The 16426-nt window shown below is 55.5% G+C and carries 20 protein-coding genes; 6 read left to right on the top strand and 14 right to left on the bottom strand.

The window, feature by feature from the left end; genetic code table 11:
* Positions 1-87: 87 nt before the first annotated feature.
* Both B347_RS0119770 and B347_RS0119765 read right to left on the bottom strand, forming a co-directional pair.
* Entirely contained in the window at positions 88-783 is a 696-nt protein-coding gene (locus tag B347_RS0119770) for a pseudouridine synthase (RefSeq protein ID WP_026014303.1), read from the bottom strand.
* A gap of 33 nt (positions 784-816) precedes the next feature.
* The gene (locus tag B347_RS0119765) at positions 817-1038 is read right to left on the bottom strand and encodes a cysteine-rich CWC family protein (RefSeq protein WP_019411421.1); all 222 of its coding nucleotides are present in this window, start codon (positions 1036-1038) and stop codon (positions 817-819) included.
* Positions 1039-1695: 657 nt separating this feature from the next.
* Between B347_RS0119765 and ung the strand changes: the two genes are divergently transcribed.
* On the top strand, positions 1696-2388 hold the full coding sequence (ung, locus tag B347_RS0119760) for a uracil-DNA glycosylase (protein WP_019411420.1): 693 nt from the start codon (positions 1696-1698) through the stop codon (positions 2386-2388).
* Positions 2389-2620: 232 nt separating this feature from the next.
* Here the strand turns inward: ung and B347_RS0119755 are convergent, their stop codons facing one another.
* Positions 2621-2980, bottom strand: coding sequence for a hypothetical protein (locus B347_RS0119755; protein WP_019411419.1), 360 nt, complete (start codon positions 2978-2980; stop codon positions 2621-2623).
* Positions 2977-3246: an ogr/Delta-like zinc finger family protein gene (locus B347_RS26130; protein WP_081498324.1), complete on the bottom strand. Its 270-nt coding sequence runs from the start codon at positions 3244-3246 to the stop codon at positions 2977-2979. The genes B347_RS0119755 and B347_RS26130 overlap by 4 nt, the downstream gene beginning before the upstream one ends.
* A gap of 339 nt (positions 3247-3585) precedes the next feature.
* On the opposite strand from B347_RS26130, the gene B347_RS26125 reads away from it, so the two are divergent.
* Complete coding sequence (locus B347_RS26125) at positions 3586-4005, top strand: helix-turn-helix domain-containing protein (RefSeq protein ID WP_081498323.1); 420 nt, start codon at positions 3586-3588, stop codon at positions 4003-4005.
* A gap of 1 nt (position 4006) precedes the next feature.
* On the opposite strand, the gene B347_RS0119745 is transcribed toward B347_RS26125, so the two are convergent.
* From B347_RS0119745 to B347_RS0119725, 7 genes are all read right to left on the bottom strand, one after another.
* Positions 4007-4357 (bottom strand): putative holin, encoded by a 351-nt coding sequence (locus tag B347_RS0119745; protein ID WP_019411417.1) that lies wholly within the window; start codon positions 4355-4357, stop codon positions 4007-4009.
* Entirely contained in the window at positions 4347-4757 is a 411-nt protein-coding gene (locus B347_RS26120; RefSeq protein ID WP_081498322.1) for a head completion/stabilization protein, read from the bottom strand. Before B347_RS26120 ends, B347_RS0119745 begins: the two co-directional genes overlap by 11 nt.
* A gap of 34 nt (positions 4758-4791) precedes the next feature.
* Positions 4792-4995 (bottom strand): response regulator transcription factor, encoded by a 204-nt coding sequence (locus B347_RS26115; RefSeq protein WP_081498326.1) that lies wholly within the window; start codon positions 4993-4995, stop codon positions 4792-4794.
* Positions 4996-5218: 223 nt separating this feature from the next.
* On the bottom strand, positions 5219-6253 hold the full coding sequence (locus B347_RS0119740) for an AbrB family transcriptional regulator (protein ID WP_019411416.1): 1035 nt from the start codon (positions 6251-6253) through the stop codon (positions 5219-5221).
* Entirely contained in the window at positions 6246-7772 is a 1527-nt protein-coding gene (locus tag B347_RS0119735; protein ID WP_019411415.1) for a tripartite tricarboxylate transporter permease, read from the bottom strand. The genes B347_RS0119740 and B347_RS0119735 overlap by 8 nt, the downstream gene beginning before the upstream one ends.
* Before the next feature lies 1 nt (position 7773).
* Positions 7774-8232, bottom strand: coding sequence for a tripartite tricarboxylate transporter TctB family protein (locus B347_RS0119730; RefSeq protein ID WP_019411414.1), 459 nt, complete (start codon positions 8230-8232; stop codon positions 7774-7776).
* Between the two features lie 55 nt (positions 8233-8287).
* Entirely contained in the window at positions 8288-9265 is a 978-nt protein-coding gene (locus B347_RS0119725) for a Bug family tripartite tricarboxylate transporter substrate binding protein (protein ID WP_019411413.1), read from the bottom strand.
* 445 nt (positions 9266-9710) lie between these two features.
* On the opposite strand from B347_RS0119725, the gene B347_RS0119720 reads away from it, so the two are divergent.
* Together B347_RS0119720 and B347_RS0119715 are read left to right on the top strand one after the other, a co-directional pair.
* A complete protein-coding gene (locus B347_RS0119720) occupies positions 9711-10382 on the top strand; it encodes a response regulator (RefSeq protein ID WP_019411412.1) in 672 nt (223 codons plus the stop codon).
* Positions 10375-11778 (top strand): sensor histidine kinase, encoded by a 1404-nt coding sequence (locus B347_RS0119715; protein WP_019411411.1) that lies wholly within the window; start codon positions 10375-10377, stop codon positions 11776-11778. The genes B347_RS0119720 and B347_RS0119715 overlap by 8 nt, the downstream gene beginning before the upstream one ends.
* Before the next feature lie 12 nt (positions 11779-11790).
* On the opposite strand, the gene B347_RS0119710 is transcribed toward B347_RS0119715, so the two are convergent.
* Together B347_RS0119710 and B347_RS0119705 are read right to left on the bottom strand one after the other, a co-directional pair.
* A complete protein-coding gene (locus B347_RS0119710) occupies positions 11791-12609 on the bottom strand; it encodes an HDOD domain-containing protein (RefSeq protein WP_019411410.1) in 819 nt (272 codons plus the stop codon).
* Positions 12610-12630: 21 nt separating this feature from the next.
* Positions 12631-13575, bottom strand: a complete 945-nt coding sequence (locus tag B347_RS0119705; protein ID WP_019411409.1) for a YgfZ/GcvT domain-containing protein — start codon at positions 13573-13575, stop codon at positions 12631-12633.
* 149 nt (positions 13576-13724) lie between these two features.
* Between B347_RS0119705 and B347_RS0119700 the strand changes: the two genes are divergently transcribed.
* A complete protein-coding gene (locus B347_RS0119700) occupies positions 13725-13979 on the top strand; it encodes a succinate dehydrogenase assembly factor 2 (RefSeq protein ID WP_019411408.1) in 255 nt (84 codons plus the stop codon).
* On the top strand, positions 13963-14415 hold the full coding sequence (locus B347_RS0119695; RefSeq protein WP_019411407.1) for a protein YgfX: 453 nt from the start codon (positions 13963-13965) through the stop codon (positions 14413-14415). Before B347_RS0119700 ends, B347_RS0119695 begins: the two co-directional genes overlap by 17 nt.
* Here B347_RS0119695 and nadB read toward each other — a convergent pair.
* Positions 14384-16000 carry an L-aspartate oxidase gene (gene nadB, locus B347_RS0119690; RefSeq protein ID WP_019411406.1) on the bottom strand — a complete coding sequence of 539 codons (1617 nt, stop codon included), beginning with the start codon at positions 15998-16000 and terminating at the stop codon, positions 14384-14386. The two genes, B347_RS0119695 and nadB, sit on opposite strands and share 32 nt — an antisense overlap.
* Positions 16001-16426: the final 426 nt, after the last annotated feature.

The raw sequence follows: 16426 nt of genomic DNA, 5'->3' as shown, positions 1-16426 counted from the left end.
GATAATGCGCTGCGATTGTGACAGGTAGGCGGGGCCATACGCGCATTCAACTGTTGGAGCGAGCTTACCTCGCGAGCTTTTGATCGTTTAAAAGATCGCAGCTTTTTCCTGAGCAGTGAGTGCCCGGTACTCGCCGGGTGCAAGCTGGCTGTCGAGGGTCAAGGGGCCAATGCTTTCACGGTGCAGGCGCACGACCTTGTTGTTGAAGTAGCCAAACATGCGTTTGACCTGATGGTAGCGGCCTTCAACGATACTTAGGCGCGCACTGCAAGGGCCGAGCAGTTGCAGTTTGGCAGGCAATGTAGTCAGGTTCTCATAGGCGAAAAACACCCCCTCTTCGAACTTGGCGACATATTCGCCGCTGATGGGTTGCTCGGTCTCGACGTAATAGACCTTAGGCAGTTTGGTCTGCGGTTGGGTCAGATGGCGTGACCAGTGGCCATCATTGGTGATGAGCATCAGGCCGCTGGTGTTGAAGTCCAGTCGGCCAGCGATATGCAGGTCGTGTTTGTCCGCCTCGTTTAGCAGATCAAGCACCGTCGGGTGTTCGGGATCTTGTGTGGCACTGACGCAGCCGGGCGGCTTGTGAAGCATCAAGTAACGCGCAGGTTTACCAACCTGCAAGACCTGATCTCCAAGCTCGACATGGCTAAACTCCCGGACATCATGGTGCGGGTCACACACAACCTGACCATCAACGTGAACGCGTTTTTCTATGAGCAGCAGGCGTGCTTGCTGGCGGTTGAACTGGGGTAAGTTGCTAAGAAAACGGTCTAGGCGCATAGCGATACATCACAAGAAATACAGGTGTGCATCTTACGTGAGCTGTTGAGTCGACGCTGGCGGCAATTGGCTTAACACATCTGCGCAGCGCGGGCAGAGGCATGCACTGTTGCGTTGTTCGGGCGCCAAGGCCTGGAGGATCTGCGGGTCAATGCTGACGCTGTAGCACCAGCAAGGTTGGTCCTCGATTTGCTCGCTGGCCATAGAGCAGTTATTGCGCGCACCGCACGCTGGGCAGAGGTTAGGGGCAGTCATGTCAGTGTGTCCGTTAGTGGGCCAGCGTCAGTGGTTTGAGTGTAGGTGTTGTGAAAACTCTAGGCGCCGGGCGATGCATCAGCGTGGGTGCATCCGCTGGTCTGACAGTTTTCATTCACGGCACCGAGTCTTATTTTTACGGTCTTAAACACTGTCAGGCAGCGTTGCTGTTTGCCGCCGTCCAGCGCCGCTGGTATGTGCCCTTTCGCGGTCCAGGAGGCCGCTATGTATCGTCGTCTACTCACTATCGTTGTATTGAGTTTGGCTGTGTCTGCGTGCGTGCCATATTACTCGGGCTATAGCGGTTATCGCACCACTGAGGTGTATACGTCGCCGGCGCCTTATTACTACGGCGGTTATCGTTCTTACTACGTCTACCCTCGGGGCTACTACGCGCCGTCGCCCCGTTACTGGGGACCAGGCTACCGTCCGTCTCCGGGGTATCACTACGGAGGTGGCTATGGCGGTGGTTACGGTTCAGGTCAGGGCAGGGGGTGGGGAGGCCGATAAGCGGGCTTAAGGTACCGCTCCAAAGCTGCTTGTCACAGGCTGGCGTTCGATGCGCCAGTCTGTGATGCATCAAAACGCTGCATTGATCAATTGACATTGAGGGCGAGCTTTTTTAGTGTCCGCGGCATTGTTTTTCAGGGTGTAGCCATGACGTCGGATGATCGTATAAAACTTGAAGCTGTCTGGAAGCAGGCTTTGCGTGAGGAGTTCGATGAGCCCTACATGAGCGAGCTGCGTGAGTTCTTACGGCTGGAGCACGCGGCCGGAAAAGAAATTTACCCGCCAGGGCCGCTTATTTTCAATGCGTTGAACTCCACCCCGCTGGATAAAATCAAAGTGGTCATTATTGGGCAAGACCCCTACCACGGGCCTGGCCAGGCACATGGTTTGTGCTTTTCAGTTCAACCGGGCATCGCTGTGCCGCCCTCACTGGCCAACATCTATAAAGAACTCAAGCGCGATTTAAATATTGATATCGCCCCGCATGGCTGCTTGCAGCATTGGGCGGATCAAGGCGTTCTGCTGCTCAACACGACCATGACGGTGGAGCGGGGGATTGCCGCTTCTCATGCCAAGAAAGGCTGGGAGCGTTTCACCGATCGTATTATTCAAGTGGTCAGTGAAGAGCAGCCCAAGCTGGTCTTTTTGTTATGGGGCGCGCATGCACAAAGCAAGCAAAAGCTGATTGATGCAACCAAGCACTTAGTGCTGACGTCGGTGCATCCGTCACCACTTTCTGCGTACCGCGGCTTTATCGGCAATGGGCACTTTAGTCGAACCAACAAGTTTCTTGAGCAGAATGGCTTATCGCCTGTCGACTGGGCGTTACCGCCGATTTAAGTCGTCTCTGTCTGTTTCGGGACGGCCCAAAATTTGGCACACCAGGTAAGGCGCCTGGTGTGCTGGCTCGCGCTAGGCTCTGTAGGAAATGTATCTGCGCTCGGTAATGCGGTGCTCAAAGCTGGTCCGAAATACTCATTTACAACCCGTAGACTCCGCTTTCTCGCCTGTTTTCGCCTTGCCTAACCCACGTGCGAAAACATGTCGTACAGAGCCTAGCGGTCGATTTGAGTCAGACCAGGCGCAATCGTCGGTTGTTTGGCGCCTCGATAATTCTTCCTACAATTACCCCGACGGGCACAGCCCAAGTCATTCCGTTGGCTGGGTCGGTAATGACGGCAAGGGTATCGCTGCTCGCACTGATGTCCAGACGTCGTCGTTCATGGAGGATCTTCAAATCGCCATAGGCATGACTGACCAGTTTTTCCGCAAGAGGCGTGGCCAGTTCGAAAGTTGAGCTCAAATACTCAACAGCTTTGCAAAATAGCACCTGATCATTTCCGACATGCCGAGCTTGGTAACGTTGTAAAAAATCCAGTGCCGCTTGCTGAATGCAGTGCTGTCCATCGATTTGAGAGTAAATAGGGATCATGCTCGTACGCTCTCATCAATAATTCTCTCGGTAGGCAGCGCTGCTTGGCGCAACTCTTGATTGACGCCTGGAAGGTGAACATTCGGGTTCGGCATGCCACTGGGAGACAACTCATGGGTCATTTCAAATTCGGCCCTGACCGACCAACCGCACGCTTCAGTTGTGCATTGCAAATAAGCGACGCGCAAGAAGATATGTCGACCTTCGCTGGTGCGAATACGCATTCTGCTTAAGCAATGCGGACAAACCATTTTATAAGTGCTCATGACTGACTCCAGTTGAACTATTGTTTTGTGCTCGATTAAATGAGCACGTTAATTTCAAAAAAAGACCAATCCATTGATCAGTGCGAGCTGACAGCCTATAGGCGGAGATGTCAGTTCTTTTGATAGGGAGTAAGATTTTTTAACCGTACTTGTAAGACTTTTGACTCCTTTTGAGTAATCTTTTTGATGTGTTGTTTGGAAGTGTTTGTTTTTTCCTAGTCTGTTGTTTCTATATTATTTGGTTCGGATGATATTTGTTACATGTCTAGGACTTTAAATTACTCAAAATGCGTAAATTCTGCCAAAAAACACAACAAAGTCAAATTGGAATAATTCAAAGTGAGTAGCAATAAATCAATTGAAATACTCGGGCGGTTGAAAAAAATAACCCACGTGAAAACGGACTCGGGACTTTCTGAGGTGCTGGGTGTCAGCCCGCAAACGCTCAGTAGCTGGAAGGGCCGGGGCCGCATTCCTTATTCCATATGTATGGAAGTAGCGCAGGCTCGTGGGGTCTCTCTTGATTGGTTGTTTGGTGGCCAAGGCCCGATGTTATTACAGGTGCCACAACCGTTGGTTGAATCAATTGGCAGGTTGACTGAGTATGAAGAAAAACTAGTGTTGATGTTTCGCGTGTTAAATCGTTCAGATCAACGCGCTGTTTATAAAGTGATTGAAGAGAAACAGCAGCTTCAGCGGCTAAATGAAAAAGTGAAAGAGTTATCAGCGTGTCTTGAAATTGTCATGCCCCGTGTGTAGTTTATTTAGGGCCTTTAAATCGTCGTATCACATCGACAATGTCAGTGGTGTTCACCCAAATCATAAGTTTAATACTGATAGGGATAACCACGAGCGCACAGATAAAAGCAGTGACGCCGACCGACAAGCCTGTCAGATGTGGCAAAGCAACCGGGGTGAACAGATACCCGACGCAGGCGCTCAGGAGAAACGACCCCAGATGTTGCCAGCCCTTGAGAGACCTGCGCGCGCTGGTCACAACCCAAGCCCCCAGAGACGCCCCAAAGAGCGCATCACGATCAATCATCGCGATGATGGGCAACCCGATGTTGAGGTACCAATAATTAGCAAAACTAAAGAGTTCATTCGTCATGATGCCTGTTCTCACTCGTGAATAGGCCATTGGCGCATAGTTCGTCAAGGTGGCACGCCCGTCCGCACGCTGAGATTTTTAGGTGTTGGGAAAGCTCAAGGGCGGTGGTTGTTTCAATGGCGTTGATGTAGTACGCCACTAATATTGAGCAATCATCAATGCTTGGGGCTGGCACGTGTTCGAGATGAACATAGCCCTGTTGTCGCAAGTTAAAACGCCATGCCGCGAGCATCGTGTTTACTTTTAACGTAGCGCCCAGTGCCGCTATTTTAAGTCGAGTTTCACTGATGGTTGAATTTAATGACAATGCGGCCCTTAGCTGTCGCAAGTTGACGGGTGGCCAAAATGTATCGTCGGTGGGGCAATGGGAAGTTGAGGTGTAGGCGATGGAAGAGTTCATGGTTATATTCCTGGGCAAGCTCGCTTAGTGCCATTTAAGGTAATAAAGGCATGCCGAGTTTTATAGCTTTGAGGACGGCGGCATGACGCGATGTAACGCCAAATTTAAGCCGCAAGTTCGCGATGTGAAAATTGATCGTTGTCTCTGATCTGTTCAGAATGATCGCAACCTCAGCGCTGGTCTTTCCTCGAGCGCACCACCCGAGTACCTCCTGTTCTTTCGGGGTCAGAGCCGGCATAAACTGTGGTGGAGAGTGCAGGTTTTGAGCCGAAAGTGAGACTTCGGCAGGAGAGGTGTTTTTCATAGGCGGCCCTTGCTTTTAGTGTTGTGCTGGACAGAATGATTATTCTTGAAGCACTAAAAATAATCGTTCTGATAACCGCTGAACAACGAAGCAAGTTTGTAGGAATGCCGATTACAGTACGGGGAATATTCCTACATAGACAGGTGAGGTGTGTGCGCTAACGGGGAGTAACGCGTGCCCAGTATCGAAAGAGGGGCTCTGCCAAAAACAGTACAAAGAGCAAGCGCATGACTTGCAGCGCTGTCACCAGTGGCACTGATAGTTGCAGTGTTTGTGCGGTGAGGCTCATTTCTGCAATGCCGCCGGGCATCATGCCCAGAGTGATGGAACGCAGATCGAGATGGGTCAGGGCGCTTAAGCCGAACGCGCACAGGCTGGCGATCAGCATCGTCAATGCAGTACCCAGCAAGGTTCGTCCGATGAACGATGGGGCGCGACGGAAAAATGCGCGATTGAAGTGACAGCCCAGCCCGCTGCCTATCAACCATTGGCCCATTTGGCTGCTGCCGTCAGGCAGGCCGAGGTGCAAGTTCCACGCGATACTGACGGTGGCACTGATCAGCAGTGGCCCAAATAACCAGGGATTGGGTTGACGCAACCGCTGCCATGTCCAGGCCAGCAGGGCGCCGGCTGGAAACAACACGGCTAACCAGTAGTAGTCGATTGTGCTGGGTTGCAAAGCTGGTGCGCCTTCGCCCAGCACGTACTTGAAGGTGGCTGGCACACACAACACAACGGCCAGCACCCTGAGGCTTTGACCGCCAGCAACACGGCTTAAAACGGCGCCATTGCGTGCGCCGAGGTTCACCATTTCACCCGAGCCGCCGGGCATGCTGGAAAAAAACGCAGTGGCGCGGTCTTCTCCGCTGCGGCGCATCAACCATACCCCGATAACGCTCGACAGGCTGGTTAGCAGCGCGCCAACAAAAATCAGTCCGAAGTGTGCAAGCACTTGCTGCATCACCACCGGCGTAAAGTGCAGGCCGATTCCGATGCCCACCACCCATTGCCCGCATTTGCGTCCGCCGGGTATCTCAGTCAATTGCCAAGGGGTCAAACAGCGCACCAGGATGATCGCGAGCAAAGAGCCGACCATCCAGGGTAATGGCCAGCCGATAAGGCTGGCGAGGTACCCGCCAGCCAGACCGACCAGCGGGGTAGCCCACCAACTCTTAAAGCCGGATTCAGGCATTGGCATTGGCATTAGCTATAGCGCGGCGCTTGGCACTGCGTTTGCGCCAGATTCGCAGAATAGGCAACAGCAGCATGATTGAGACCAGTACCCACACACCCATCGTGATTGGGCTGGACCACAGGATATCCAACGCACCATTGGAAATAGACAGCGCTCGACGCAGGTTCTGCTCCATCAGGCCGCCAAGGATGAACCCCAGAAGGACTGGCGAAAGCGGGAAATCGAGCTTGCGCAGGATGTAACCGAAGATGCCGATAGCGATCATCAGGAACAGGTCGAATGTCGTCGCGTGGACCGCATACACACCGATGGCGGTAATGATCGCAATCACCGGCACCAGCGCCCAGTTTGGCACCGCGAGAATTCGGGTGAAGATACGAATCATCGGGATGTTGAGGATCACCAGCATGATATTGGCGATAAACAACGAAGCAATCAGGCCCCAGACAATGTCCGGCTGTTGTTGAAACAACAGTGGGCCAGGGGTGATGTTGTACAGCGACAATGCGCCAATCATTACCGCCGTGGTGCCAGAACCTGGAACACCGAGTGTCAGCATGGGCACCAGTGCGCCGCAGGCTGAAGCACCAATGGCAGTTTCAGGCGCAGCAAGTCCTCGCGAGTCACCTTGACCGAACGTGCCAGAAGCACCCGCCAAGCGTTTCTCTGTCATGTACGCTACCGCACTGGCCAAGGTTGCGCCGGCACCCGGCAGCACGCCCATGACGAAGCCCAGTAAGCCGCAGCGGATATTCACCACGAACACGGCCGACGCTTCTTTAAAGTTGAACATCATGCGCCCGGTGGCTTTCACCGCTTCTTGCCCGCGATGGGTTTTTTCCAGCAACAACAGAATCTCACTGATGGAAAACAGCCCGAGTACCAGTACGACGAATTGGATGCCGTCAGTCAGGTGGATGTTATCCCCGGTGAAACGGTAGACCCCGCTGTTGGCATCAATCCCGACGCACGACAGAAACAGGCCAATTAGCGCAGCGATAAAAGTCTTGAGGGGCCGGTCGCCTGCCATGCCGCCGAGGCAGACAATCGCGAATACCATCAGCACGAAATATTCTGCCGGACCAAAGGCAATGGCCCATTTGGCCAGCAGCGGCGCGAACAGCACCATGCCGCACGTGGCAATAAAGGCCCCGATGAAAGAACTCCAAGCCGACAAAGACAATGCAACGCCAGCCAAGCCTTTGCGGGCCATAGGGTAGCCGTCGAGGGTGGTCATGACAGTCGATGCTTCGCCCGGAATGTTCAGCAAAATAGAGCTGATACGACCGCCGTATTCACAGCCCAGGTACACCGCCGCCAGCAAAATCAGCGCCGACTCGGGTGGCAACCCAAGAGCGAAGGCAATGGGGATAAGCAGTGCAACGCCGTTGATCGGTCCAAGCCCGGGCAACAGCCCCACTACCGTACCGATCAATGTGCCGCACAGTGCGGTGACGAGGTTGTAAGGGCTGAGCGCAACACCGAAGCCCTGGCCCAAGTAGCTAAAAGTATCCATATCAGTTCTCCAGAACGTCGAGCAGGCCAAGTGGCAGCGGAACGTCCATGGCTTTATCAAACAACAGGTAAAGGCCGACGCTCATCAGGCTGATGATCACAATGCTGGGCAACCAGCGGCCGCCATACAGGCGAGCCATCGGGATGCCAATCAATATGGCGCTGAGGATGAAACCGAGTGTTTCGAATGTGCCAGCAAAGATCAGCAGCAGCACCGTGCAGAGGCCAATTTTGATTAGGGTTTCGCGATCCAGTTGCGGGTCGTCTTCGCTGTGCACCACCGGCGTGGGGCGAAAAATCATGTAGATCAACCCCAGGCCCATCAGGCCGAGCATCAACAGCGGGAAGGCGCGAGGTCCGACCGGTTCGTAGGAAAACGAAGCCTGATAGGGCCAAGCCATCGCCGCCAGACCGGCGCAGACGATGAGCAACGCCGAGGCAAAAATACGTTGTAAGAGCATGGTTCACTCCAAGGCTGTACCCATGTTCAGGGGCACAGCCTGTGATCAGCGGCGGTTACTGGATGAGGCCAAATTCATGGGCGAGGATTTTGTAGTCGGCGACCTGTTTTTTCACGTAAGTGTCCAGTTCCGGCCCGGTCATGGAGAACGGGAACAGTTCGCGCTGATTACGCAAGGTAGCGAACTCTTCGGAAACCAGCAGTTTGTCGAAAGCATCCTTCCACCACGCGTAGTCGGCATCGCTGACTTTTGGACCTAGGTAGAAACCCCGCACAACAGGCCAGACAATGTCGTAGCCCTGTTCTTTGGCGGTGGGGATGTCTTTCATTTCCGGCTCGTCGAGGCGCTCATTGGCAAACACCGCCAACAGGCGCATGTCGCCACTCTGGATGTGCGGCATGGAGTCGGAAATGTCGGTGCTGCCCACCTGGATGTGCCCGCCAAGCAGGGCCGTGGCAATTTCGCCGCCGCCTTCCAGGGCCACGTAACGCAAGTCACGTGGGTTGATACCGGCAGCCTTGGCGATCAAGGCAGTTTGCATCCAGTCCTGGCTGCCGACCGTGCCGCCAGAGCCGATGACCACTTTGCTCGGGTCTTTTTTCAGCGCTTGAACCAGGTCGTCGAGGTTCTTGTAGGGCGAGTCACTTTTAACGGCGATAGCGCCGTAGCTTGTGCCTACGGCTGCGAGCCAGCGAACAGCGCTTTCATCGAAACGCCCGAACTTGCCTTGGGCCAGGTTCAGCAGCGAGCCGCTGGACCACGCCACTAGCGTGCCGGCATCTGCCGGGCGCTGGGCGACGACTGCGTTATACGCCACTGCGCCCACCCCCCCTGGCATGTAGGTCACGCGCATAGGCTTACTGAGCAGTTTTTCGTTCACCAGAGCGCTTTGCGCCAGTTTGCAGGTCAGGTCAAAACCACCGCCAGGGGAGGCCGGGGCGATGCATTCCGGGCGTTTCGGTTCAGCCATTAGTTGACCAGCAACCAGCATGCAGCCAGCCGTGAGAGCAAGATTGCGCAGTGAGAAGTTCATGGTGTCTCCACAGGAGTTATTGTTTTTAGCGAGCAGAATTGTGTCGCTATAAGCCGTTGCCATCGCCAACGTTTACGCAGGGCAAATGCCGTGCATCGTGGGTGTCACGGATAAAGTGAGGGGCAGCAGAATGCCGTTCGCAGACCTGGCGCAGGTGAGCGCGAAACAGAGGACGTGGTGAGGCAAGCATTTTTGCGCTGAGGCTTCAGCATGGGGTGTGCTCCATTATTGTTCTTATTAGCGAAAACACATCGAGGTGTTTTGCGCAGCGCTATGAATCAAAAGCGCGGCAGATGTAACTGCCTGTTGCATGATCCTAATCGGTCAACCTTTCGCCAACCTTTCAGTTTTCTTTCAGTGTTTTTTGGGCTCCACAGTGCATTTACCGCTGTAAACTCCGCCCCAGAAGGACTTGAGTCCGTACAAAAATAATGAGGTGAACCCGATGCGTGTTCTTTTGGTCGAGGATCAGTTGCAATTGGCCGAGAGCGTTGCTCAAGCCCTTAAAAGCACGGGTTTGACCGTGGATGTCCTGCACGATGGCGTGACCGCTGACCTGGCGTTGAGCAGTGAAGAGTATGCGGTGGCCATTCTGGATGTCGGCCTGCCGCGCATGGATGGTTTTGAGGTGCTGGCACGTTTACGCAGCCGTGGCAAAACCACGCCGGTGTTGATGCTGACGGCGCGCAGTGACGTCAAGGACCGGGTTCACGGGCTCAACCTTGGGGCTGATGATTACCTAGCCAAGCCGTTTGAGCTGACTGAACTCGAAGCTCGGGTCAAAGCCTTATTGCGCCGCAGCGTATTAGGCGGTGAGCGGCAGCAGCGTTGCGGCGCGCTGGTCTATGACCTCGAAACCCGACGTTTCTCTTTGGGAGACGAATTGCTGACCCTGACCTCGCGTGAACAGGCGGTGCTGGAAGCGTTAATTGCAAGACCTGGACGGGTCATGAGCAAGGAGCAACTGGCGGCGCAAGTGTTTGGCCTTGACGAGGAAGCGAGCGCTGACGCCATTGAGATTTACGTGCACCGCTTGCGTAAAAAACTGGATGGCCAGGCGGTTGCGATTGTGACTTTTCGGGGGTTGGGCTACTTGCTGGAAAGCCGTGATGTTTAAGGTCGACAGCTTACGCTGGGGGCTGCTGTGGAACCTGACGCTGTTGCTAGTGGTGCTGATGCTGGCCAGTGGTTTAAGCGCTTATTTCAATGGTCGCGAGGCGGCAGACACCGCCTATGATCGAACCTTACTGGCCTCTGCCCGCACCATCGCAGCAGGGTTGTCGCAACGTGATGGCAGTCTCAGTGCTGACGTACCTTACGTTGCACTCGATACCTTCGCCTACGACAGTGCCGGTCGCATCTACTATCAGGTCAACGATATTCATCAGCGGTTAATTTCCGGTTATGAACACTTGCCTGCACCGCCTCCCGGCACCCCGCGTACCGATGATTACCCCGCGTTGGCGCGCTTTTACAACGGTGAATACTTGGGTCAGAACGTGCGCGTGGTAAGTCTGCTCAAAGCCGTGAGCGAGCCGAATATGAATGGCATGGCTGAAATTCGCGTGGCAGAAACCGATGAAGCACGTGTGGTCATGGCGCGCAGTTTGATGGCCGACACCTTGCTGCGTTTGGGCATGCTCGGGCTGGGCGCATTGCTGGTCGTATGGTTTGCCGTCAGTGCGGCGCTGCGTCCCTTGGAGCGTTTGCGCAATGCGGTAGAGGAGCGGGAGTCGGACGATTTACGGCCGTTGCCGCTGGTGTCGGTACAGCATGAATTGAGGCCACTGGTACAGGCGCTTAATCACTTTACCGAGCGCTTGCGCGGACAGTTTGAGCGTCAGGCGCAGTTTATCGCTGATGCGGCCCATGAACTGCGAACCCCGCTGGCGGTGCTCAAGGCCCGGCTTGAGTTAGGTTTGCGTTCAGACAACCCGCAGACCTTGCGTCAGACACTTGAGCACGCGGGGCAGGACACTGATCGGCTGACACATTTGGCCAACCAGCTACTGTCACTGGCGCGTATTGAAAACGGTGCTCGGGCCATTGCTGAAGGCGCTGCGCAATTGCTCGACCTCAGCCAACTGGCGCGAGACCTGGGTATGGCCATGGCGCCATTGGCGCATTATCGAGGGGTCGCGTTAGCGCTGGAGGCTGATCATCCGGTATGGCTGCGAGGAGAACCGACCTTGCTCAATGAGTTGTTGAGCAACCTGGTGGACAACGCTTTGGCGCACACCCCGGTGGGCGGTAATGTCATTTTGCGAGTGACCTCTGCGGCGGTGCTGGAAGTTGAAGACGATGGGCCGGGTATTCCGCATGAAGACCGCGAGCGAGTCTTTGAGCGTTTTTATCGGCGCAACCAGCAGGTGGCGGGCTCGGGGCTGGGGTTGGCGATCGTCGGCGAGATCTGCCGCGCGCACCTGGCGCACATCAGCCTGCATGATGGCGCGCAGGGCGGGTTGAAAGTGCGGGTGAGCTTTGTGCCAGCCAGCGGCAATCGCTCGGTATAAACCCGTGGGCCGTTAAATAAACATTCCGCGCGCGTCTTCCAGCTCTTGCTGAAGCTTTTCGCTGTCCGCATCCAACCTCAGTCGATTGAAGGCCGGTAGGGCGCTCAACGCTTGGCTGAGAGTCAAGGTGTTGCGCTGATGACAGAACACGGTGGCGATTTGCACCAGGTCGATGTAATCGACGGCTTTGGACTCGCGGGTGAAATCTTGGTATTGGCCGGGAAGCTTGAGCAGCATTTCCGGGAACTCCCAGACCGCGAGCAATTTGTCGCCAATCAGCGGGTGAATGCGCTCTATCACGTGGTTCAACGACACGGGGTCGGAGAGCAGTTCGTTGTGCTCCTCGGCATAGGTCAGAATTGGCAACACACCAATTTGATGCACGAGCCCACCCAGTGCGGCCTGGTCGGGTTTGAGCGAGGTGTATCGACGGCACAGGGTGTAGCAAATACCAGCCACTTCTAGGCTTTGGCGCCAGACGTCACGCATTTTGTTTTCGACGACTTCCGAGCGGGCATGGAAAATCTGTTCCATGACCAAGCCAATGGCCAGATTACTGCTGTAATTGACGCCCAGCCGCGTAATGGCCGTGTGCAAGTCGGTGACTTCGTAGAGTGCACGCAGGAGCGGGCTGTTAACGACTTTAATCAGTCGTGCTGCCAGCGCCGTATCGCGACCGATGACTTTGCTCAGATTACTGACGCTGATTTCAGGGTTTTCTGCTGCCTTGCGGATGTTTAACGCCACTTCCGGTAGCGTGGGCAAAACCAGGTCATCTCGATCGATGGCCTTTACCAAGTCCATTTGGACTTTGTGCGCCAGCATACTCATTTCTGTTCTCTAGGGTGGCAATTAGCGCTGGATCTCACGATCACGGTCTAGCTGATAAGGCAGATCAAGCAACGAAAGCTCAGGACCTTGCACATCACCCACATGAATGTCTCCCGCTTCGGCCGCCTCAGCGGTTAATACGGCAAGCAATTCAATGCTGTCTTGCGCTTGAGCGGCAATCACGACTTCACCTACGGAGCTGTTGTGAGTCGGTGAAAACAGCGGCGTTCCAGGTTCTGGCACCGCGTGGCTCGCGCCAAGCGACAGGCGGTAGAGACGGCGTTTGAGTTTGCCGAGGTACTGCATGCGCGCAACGATTTCTTGCCCGGTGTAGCAGCCTTTTTTGAAGCTGACACCGCCCACGGCTTGCAGATTGAGCATTTGCGGGATGAACAACTCGCGAGTCTGGGGCATGACCTGGCCGATACCTGCACGTATCTGGCCTAGTATCCATTGATTGAGATCGGCTTCACTGAGTTGCGCTTGCAAGTGCTGGCGCAGGGCGTCGGTTTGTTCCGCCGCAGCCCACAACTCGGCACGGCCTTCAGAGACGCGAATGGCGATAAGGCCATTGGCATGGGCCACGCTGTCGGTATCGGCTGGCAGTTGGATACCCAGACTTTCCAGTACCACGTCAGCTTGGTTCAGGCCAAAGCGCACCCAGTTGGCGCTGTCATCAGTCAGTTTGGACTTGGAGAACACAGCGTATTTTTTTAGGTCAGCCAATTGCGGTTCAACCAGTTCGCGCGCCATGGCCAAAAAACAGCCCTGAGGTTCGAGGACGATACGAAAGCTAGATTGCATCCGGCCTTTTTGCGTGCAACGCGCACCCAAGCTTGAGCGTGTGTCGCTCAAATAGTTGAGGTTGCAGGTTAATTGCCCTTGCAGGAACTTGCTGGCGTCGTTGCCGATAACAGCGAGAACGCCTTCGTGAGATAGGGTGCAGAAAAAAGCGGAGTCGGCCATGAGTCATCGCACGTTATAAAGTCTGGGGCACATCATAGAGGGGTGACCTGTAAATGGGTAGTTCGCAAAGGATCAACACCCAGCGACCAAAGCCGACTGTTCTATGGCGGATCGGCCTGTATACTTGCGCTCTATTTGAGGAGCGCTCCATGGTCGAAGATGTTGAACTCAATCGTCTCTACTGGCACAGCCGCCGCGGCATGCTTGAGCTGGACGTACTGCTGGTACCGTTCGTCAAGGAGGTTTACCCCCACCTCAATGACGTTGATCGCGAGTGCTATCGCAAGCTGCTTGAGTGCGAAGATCAGGACATGTTCGGCTGGTTCATGGAACGTGCCGAGTCTGATGACCCCGAGCTGCAGCGCATGGTCCGCATGATTCTGGACCGTGTCCAACCCAAGTAATTATTTCGAATGCCGCTGGCAGGCCTCAGGCCAATTGCTGGCGGCGTATCTTGCAGCCCAATCGCTGGCGCTGATCTCAATCTGCCTTCTTTCGTTGCCTGTGTGGGCCCGCCTGCTCGGGATTTTGTTGTGTCTGGCGCATGGGGTTTGGGTGTTGCCGCGACATATTAGGTTGACGCATGCGAGTGCGTTTACCGGTTTGCGGCGCAGTGCCGAGGGCTGGCAATTATGGAGCCGTGCCAACGGCTGGCAGGCTGTACAACTGCACCGTGACAGCTTGGCGCTGCCGTTCATGGTGCTGGTGCGATTTAGCCTGCGGGGCGAGCGCAGAGTGAGGTCTGTGTGCATTGCTGGCGACGCGCTGGCGCCAGATCAGCATCGGCGCCTGCGTGTGCGGCTCAAGTTCAGTCGACGTAGGTGGTTGGCACCAGAATAGTGTCCAGCGCTTCGGGCAGCATGTCCGGGTAGTCGAGGGTGTAATGCAAACCCCGTGACTCTTTTCTCGCCATCGCGCTGCGGATCATCAGTTCAGCCACTTGCGCCAGGTTGCGTAACTCAATCAGGTCGCGGCTGACTTTATAGTTACTGTAAAACTCGTCGATCTCATCCAGTAGCAGGCGCACGCGGTGCTCGGCACGTTGTAGGCGCTTGTTGGTGCGGACAATGCCTACGTAGTCCCACATAAATCGGCGCAGCTCATCCCAATTGTGGGCGATGATCACGTCTTCATCCGAGTCCGTCACTTGGCTGGCATCCCAGCTTGGCAGCGCGTCTGGTATGTCGATGTGCTCCAGTTGCGTCAGGATGTCGTCCGCCGCAGAGCGGGCATACACGAAACATTCCAGCAATGAGTTGCTGGCCATGCGATTGGCACCGTGAAGCCCGGTAAAACTGGTTTCGCCAATCGCGTACAGCCCCGGGACGTCAGTTCGGCCGTGGCCGTCGACCATCACGCCGCCGCAGGTGTAGTGAGCAGCCGGAACCACCGGAATCGCTTGCTTAGTAATGTCGATGGAGAATTCCAGGCAGCGTTCATAGACCGTCGGAAAATGGGTCTTGATGAACGTGTCGGACTCATGGCTGATGTCCAAGTAAACGCAGTCGATGCCCAGGCGTTTCATTTCGTGGTCGATGGCGCGGGCCACGATGTCACGCGGGGCCAGTTCGCCACGTGGGTCGAAACGGTGCATGAAGCGCTCGCCATTTGGCAGCTTGAGGTGAGCGCCTTCGCCACGCAGGGCTTCGGTGATCAAAAAGCTCTTGGCTTGCGGGTGGTATAGGCACGTGGGGTGGAATTGGTTGAATTCGAGGTTCGCGACCCGGCAACCTGAGCGCCAGGCCATGGCAATGCCATCACCGCAGGCGCCGTCGGGGTTGCTGGTGTAGAGGTACACCTTGGCGGCACCGCCCGAGGCCAGAATGGTGAACCGCGAACCGTAGGTGTCGACTTCGCCCGTCGCACGGTCAAGCACGTAGGCGCCGAGGCAGCGATCGCCTTCCAGGCCTAACCGACGTTCGGTAATTAGATCAACGGCAACGCGTTGTTCGAGCAGCTCGATGTTGGGGCGCTTTCGGGCTTGTTCGAGCAGGGTTGTGAAGATGGCCGCGCCAGTGGCGTCGGCGGCATGGATGATGCGGCGATGGCTGTGGCCGCCTTCACGGGTCAGGTGAAATTCAAAGCCGGGGTGCTCTGGGTCCGCGGGTTCATCGCGGGTGAAGGGCACACCCTGGTCAATTAACCACTGAATGGCTTCGCGACTGTGTTCGACCGTAAAGCGTACGGCATCTTCGTGACACAGACCGCCCCCGGCATTCAGTGTGTCCTCGACGTGGGACTGCACTGTGTCGGTGTCATCCAGCACTGCAGCGACGCCGCCCTGTGCCCAAAACGTCGAGCCATTGGCCAGATTACCCTTGCTCAGCACTGCGATACGCAGGTGGCCAGGCAGCGTGAGCGCCAAGCTCAAACCGGCAGCACCGCTGCCAATCACCAGCACATCATGTTGAAAATGTCGGCTCATTCTTCTTATGTCCGCAAAAAAAGCGCCCTCTAGTATATAGAGGGGGGGATCGGCACAATAGCCGGGCCTTTGTGGCATCGGGAAATTACAGCGGGCGAGAAGTGTGCCTCAGACTTGAGCTGTCTGCTTGCCGATTTGCAGAATAAATCCGCGAATCAGGGCCTGCGCTCAGCGTGCAGTCGAGGCCCGAACCGTGTTTTTTGATGTGACGGGTGTTAAATCCGATATGGCATTTTGGAACTTTTCTTACGGGCCAGGGTTCCATAGAGGGTTGCCCATCATAAAGGGGAATCGCGTCAATTCTATGCGGGGTGGGTGTTGCGACCCCGGCAGGTGAATTTGACGACAAGATTATTGACGCAGCCGGGCAGGCCCGAGCTGCGTTTTCGTGCGCGCCAAATCCGAGTGCGCAGGAAACTTGCCAGG

It is taken from the genome of Pseudomonas psychrophila HA-4, assembly GCF_000282975.1.
GTDB lineage: Bacteria > Pseudomonadota > Gammaproteobacteria > Pseudomonadales > Pseudomonadaceae > Aquipseudomonas > Aquipseudomonas psychrophila_A.
Note: the sequence above shows the minus strand (reverse complement) of the source record. Positions and strands in the feature narration are given on the sequence as shown.

Coding starts and splice junctions, on each gene's coding strand:
- B347_RS26130 (WP_081498324.1), bottom strand. CDS start 3,246: ATGAGCACTTATAAAATGGTTTGTCCGCATTGCTTAAGCAGAATGCGT.
- B347_RS0119770 (WP_026014303.1), bottom strand. CDS start 783: ATGCGCCTAGACCGTTTTCTTAGCAACTTACCCCAGTTCAACCGCCAG.
- B347_RS26120 (WP_081498322.1), bottom strand. CDS start 4,757: ATGAACTCTTCCATCGCCTACACCTCAACTTCCCATTGCCCCACCGAC.
- B347_RS0119765 (WP_019411421.1), bottom strand. CDS start 1,038: ATGACTGCCCCTAACCTCTGCCCAGCGTGCGGTGCGCGCAATAACTGC.
- B347_RS0119740 (WP_019411416.1), bottom strand. CDS start 6,253: ATGCCTGAATCCGGCTTTAAGAGTTGGTGGGCTACCCCGCTGGTCGGT.
- B347_RS0119755 (WP_019411419.1), bottom strand. CDS start 2,980: ATGATCCCTATTTACTCTCAAATCGATGGACAGCACTGCATTCAGCAA.
- B347_RS0119725 (WP_019411413.1), bottom strand. CDS start 9,265: ATGAACTTCTCACTGCGCAATCTTGCTCTCACGGCTGGCTGCATGCTG.
- B347_RS0119710 (WP_019411410.1), bottom strand. CDS start 12,609: ATGAGTATGCTGGCGCACAAAGTCCAAATGGACTTGGTAAAGGCCATC.
- B347_RS0119735 (WP_019411415.1), bottom strand. CDS start 7,772: ATGGATACTTTTAGCTACTTGGGCCAGGGCTTCGGTGTTGCGCTCAGC.
- B347_RS0119700 (WP_019411408.1), top strand. CDS start 13,725: ATGGTCGAAGATGTTGAACTCAATCGTCTCTACTGGCACAGCCGCCGC.
- ung (WP_019411420.1), top strand. CDS start 1,696: ATGACGTCGGATGATCGTATAAAACTTGAAGCTGTCTGGAAGCAGGCT.
- B347_RS0119730 (WP_019411414.1), bottom strand. CDS start 8,232: ATGCTCTTACAACGTATTTTTGCCTCGGCGTTGCTCATCGTCTGCGCC.
- nadB (WP_019411406.1), bottom strand. CDS start 16,000: ATGAGCCGACATTTTCAACATGATGTGCTGGTGATTGGCAGCGGTGCT.
- B347_RS26115 (WP_081498326.1), bottom strand. CDS start 4,995: ATGCCGGCTCTGACCCCGAAAGAACAGGAGGTACTCGGGTGGTGCGCT.
- B347_RS0119705 (WP_019411409.1), bottom strand. CDS start 13,575: ATGGCCGACTCCGCTTTTTTCTGCACCCTATCTCACGAAGGCGTTCTC.
- B347_RS0119745 (WP_019411417.1), bottom strand. CDS start 4,357: ATGACGAATGAACTCTTTAGTTTTGCTAATTATTGGTACCTCAACATC.
- B347_RS0119720 (WP_019411412.1), top strand. CDS start 9,711: ATGCGTGTTCTTTTGGTCGAGGATCAGTTGCAATTGGCCGAGAGCGTT.
- B347_RS0119715 (WP_019411411.1), top strand. CDS start 10,375: ATGTTTAAGGTCGACAGCTTACGCTGGGGGCTGCTGTGGAACCTGACG.